This window comes from Alkalibaculum bacchi (genome assembly GCF_937875145.1).
Taxonomy (GTDB): Bacteria; Bacillota; Clostridia; order Eubacteriales; family Alkalibacteraceae; genus Alkalibaculum; species Alkalibaculum bacchi_A.
On the sequence record NZ_CALNCS010000179.1, the window covers coordinates 1 to 3,916 of the forward strand.

The 3,916-nt window shown below is 33.6% G+C and carries 6 protein-coding genes; 1 reads left to right on the plus strand and 5 read right to left on the minus strand.

Annotated features, from left to right (window positions below):
• Positions 1-98 precede the first annotated feature (98 nt).
• Positions 99-923, plus strand: coding sequence for a methyl-accepting chemotaxis protein (locus tag Q7P22_RS10435; RefSeq protein ID WP_303863911.1), 825 nt, complete (start codon positions 99-101; stop codon positions 921-923).
• 212 nt (positions 924-1,135) lie between these two features.
• Here the strand turns inward: Q7P22_RS10435 and Q7P22_RS10440 are convergent, their stop codons facing one another.
• From Q7P22_RS10440 to Q7P22_RS10460, 5 genes are all read right to left on the minus strand, one after another.
• Entirely contained in the window at positions 1,136-1,738 is a 603-nt protein-coding gene (locus Q7P22_RS10440; protein ID WP_303863913.1) for a hypothetical protein, read from the minus strand.
• Between the two features lie 324 nt (positions 1,739-2,062).
• On the minus strand, positions 2,063-2,281 hold the full coding sequence (gene csrA, locus Q7P22_RS10445; RefSeq protein ID WP_303863915.1) for a carbon storage regulator CsrA: 219 nt from the start codon (positions 2,279-2,281) through the stop codon (positions 2,063-2,065).
• 1 nt (position 2,282) lies between these two features.
• On the minus strand, positions 2,283-2,726 hold the full coding sequence (gene fliW / locus Q7P22_RS10450) for a flagellar assembly protein FliW (protein WP_303863917.1): 444 nt from the start codon (positions 2,724-2,726) through the stop codon (positions 2,283-2,285).
• Positions 2,727-2,856: 130 nt separating this feature from the next.
• Entirely contained in the window at positions 2,857-3,729 is an 873-nt protein-coding gene (flgL, locus tag Q7P22_RS10455) for a flagellar hook-associated protein FlgL (RefSeq protein WP_303863919.1), read from the minus strand.
• 4 nt (positions 3,730-3,733) lie between these two features.
• On the minus strand, positions 3,734-3,916 hold a 183-nt coding region (locus tag Q7P22_RS10460; protein WP_303863921.1), incomplete at its 5' end, for a flagellar basal body rod C-terminal domain-containing protein.

A 3,916-nucleotide genomic window follows, 5' to 3' on the forward strand; every position in this document is an offset into this window, starting at 1 on the left:
AAGTGTCCTGTTTCAATAATTTAATGTAATTTTAGATGTGCGAAGTTTGAGTTAATAAATTAAGCAAATTGCCGATATACTCACTAGAGGTGAATACTATGAGTGAAAATATTTTTAACAATGAAGTGTTAAATGCATTCCATACTGTAATTGATTACCTGCCAATATTAATGGACGAACCTACAGCAATATATATTACAGATGAAGAATGTTACAGAGTAGTTCGAGATGTAGATGAAATTCCAATGAAAGGTAAAGTGGATGTGCCTATCATTGATTCAATTAGAGAAGTAGTCAAAGATGGCAATCCTTTTGTTGGGGAATTTGAAGGAAGTGGAGCTAAATTCAAATCTTACAATTTGCCTATTAAAGATGAAAATGGCAAAATTGCAGGTCATTTGCTTATGGCGAAAAGTTTAAAACGTAAACAAGAGGTTCAAAATGCTGCAGAAAACATTAAATCTTCTTTAGAGCAAATCACGATGGCCATTAGTGATCTAAATGTAAATCTTCAGCAAGTAGTAGATAGCAATCAGGAAATGGTAAGTATTGTACAGGAATCCACTAATAAGACCAAGGATACCAATAATATACTAAATTTCATCCAGGAGATTTCTTCACAGACCAATCTCTTAGGGCTTAATGCTGCCATCGAAGCTGCTCGAGCTGGAGAATATGGCAGGGGCTTTGATGTAGTCGCGAAGGAAATTCGAAAATTATCTAGCTCTACTAGTGAATCCGTTAAAAAAGTCGATGATGTATTAAAAAATGTATCCGATTCAATAAATAACCTTAATAATAAGATTTTAAACTCTAATCAAAATTTCGAAGTTCAAGCATCAAGCTTAGAGGAAATTGCCGCTTCCATAGAAGAACTAAATTCTTCTGCGGAGATTATGCATAATTTAGCGGAAAAGCTATAATCACAGCTATCAGCGTTCAAGGTTTTTGCCACCAGTGGTGGCTTTTATTTAGATTGGAAATTATTAATAGTTCTTCCATTTATAATAAGCATGAAAAGTATACATGTTATGAGATCCTTCGTTAATGCTCAGGATGACTAGGGCCGTTAGCTTAGGCCAAATATTGCCACCAAGGGTGGCTTATTGGTTTTACTGACCACCTGGCCACCTTTCTAATGACACAAAACAATATAGCTTCCAATAAACTCCGCAGCCCTTTTTATCTCTTCCAATACCTTTAAAATATCTCTAAATATCTGAATGGGTTCTTTATTTTTGTCTTCTGCTTTTTCTAAGGATATGCCTAGCTCTGATAGTCTTTTTACCTGGGTAGTATAGATTTTCCATAGGCTGTATTTTCTTATGGTGTCTTCTTCGGATACTAGGGTGTTGATGTAGATTTGGGTTTGTTGAATGAGATATACGTCTTCGATTAATATTTCAGCAAACTCTTCTACGCTGTTCTTTGTCATCTCTTCATGCTTGTCTATAAAGGATTCCAATGTTTTTAGCAGTTCTTTTATGTATGTTTCTGTCCTAAATAGCGTGTTTTTAATGAGATTAGGTATGCTTTGGGTGATTACTTGTATATTTTTTATGACTTTCGCATTATTGTCGATAAATTGTGGAAAATTGTTGTATACAGGAAGCCCGTCTACCACTAGATAATTTATATTGATTCCCTTTACAATGGTATTATCGTATATGATTTTTAAGATTTCATCAGAGTCATTTTTTACTGTTATTTTGCATTCTTCATTAATTTGAACTTGCATAATATCCTCCTGTACATTTCACCTTTGAAATAGAAAGTGAATTTTAAAATATCTTTAGATATTTATTATATCATATATAAGCCGTAGATTGCCTCAGCTTTCAGCAATCAGTTTTTTGCCACCACAGATGGCTGAATGGATTGGTAGTTTTTAGTGGTTTTTACTTTATATCAAATGTGAAAACATACATATTATGCGAGATTCTTCATTGTGCTGGGATAGCTTGAATCTAAAAAAGGCTACCCTAAGTAACCTTTTTTCTACGTTTTTTGTTTTATATTGTAAGCAAAATCTTTGCCACTAGTGTTGACTTATTGTACCTTATTAAACTTCATTCAGTATGTCTAGTAGGTTCATCTTTGAATCGATAGATGCCTTGTTCTCAGCTTTTACATCGTCTTGTACTTCTTTTCTAAGGATGTTTACGTCTTTTGGTGCTTCGATTCCGATTTTTATCTTTCCTTCTACTACTTCTAATATTTTTATTTCAATATTTTCCCCTATAATAATACTTTCTCCTGCTTTTCGATTGAGTATGAGCATATCATTCACCTATCTCTTGGGAAAATAATTTGTGTTTTGTGGTATATACTGTATCGTTTAGAATAAATTGTTTCCCTTTTTTATCTTTTAAATTAATAAGAACAGGTGCGAGAAGATTGACCGTGCTTTCCTTTAAAGTATCACCTAAAGTTACAATATTATAAATCGTCATTTGATGTTCTTGATTGGGGAAAATACCCAGCCTTTTAAGTTCTTCGTCAGGAATTTCCACATCATAGTCCTCAAAAAAGTCCCAAGGATTTACGACTAGGAAGGCAATATAACTGGTATGAATACTCTGAAGAAAACGAAAGTGGTTATTATTAGGAATTTCAAGTAACACAAATTCATGTTCATCCTCAAATCCTAAAATTCCCATTTCAAAATTTTTAATATTTTCCTCTATTATATCAACTTGCCCTAAGTATTTTGTTTCTATTTGCATAAACAACCTCTCTACTTACTCATTATATTTATATAGCAAAACAATACAACAACATAAAATTCTTCGTTTATTCAATCAACTATTAGCTGTCTGCTAGTAATACTCACCAAAATGGACTAAGGAGTTTCACCTACCTTAAGTAATCGAGCAAACTTGGTTGTAATATTTGCGCTCCTACAGAAAGAGATGCTTGGTATACAGCCTTCATATTACTAAATTCCATGTATTTTTCAGCTACATCTATATCTTGTCTTTGGGATAATAGACTTTTTAGGTTTAGGTTTTCTGTTTCATTTCGGTCTTTAGCAGACTCTAAACGATTGTATACTGCACCAATTTGGGAGCGAATTCGGATGACATTGTCTAAATGTTCATCTATGTCCCCCAAGTATTTTCCTGATAAAAGATCTGTTTCTCCATTATCCATTGCTGTTACAATATTACTTAATAAGATACCTAAATCTTTTGTAATTTCGCTTCCATCTGTCATTATATCTATGGTAACACCTTTAGAAATTTCTCTTGTTATATTGTTGTGGTCATCTGCAACATAGGTCAAATTGGGGTCAAACGGCTTTTCTGTTGTGTTTTGCCCTCCAAATATGTATCTCCCATCAAAGTTGGTATTTAAGATATCTGCCAACTGCCCAACTTTCATTTCTACCTCGTCTTTTATAGCATTTCGATCCGTATCTGACAATGTACCATTTGCACCGTAAATAATGAGTTCTCTCACCCTTTGAAGGGTTGCTGTTACGTCATTTAATGCTGTATCCTGAGTTTGCACCCAACCTAATGTATTACTTATATTTGTATTGTATTGTTCGTTTTGCAAAATATTGTTTTCGAGTGACATGATTTTTGACACCAACAAAGGATCGTCCGAGGGTCTCGATACCTCTTGTTCAGAAGCTATTTGATTTTGATACTTTTGCATTTTTTGTAGATTTTTATTGAGATTTCTTAAGTAATTTTTATTTAATGTTTGATTTGTTATACGCAAATCCCTATACCCCCGTTCTATTGATTAATGTGTCGAGCATCTCTGATAATACAGAAATCACTCTGGCATTTGCCTCATAGGACTTTTGATACTTAATTAAATTTGTCACTTCTTCATCGATAGAAACTCCAGAAGTGGATTCTCTCCTCTGATCCAATTGCTCTACAAGGACTCCTTGGTTGGCTAC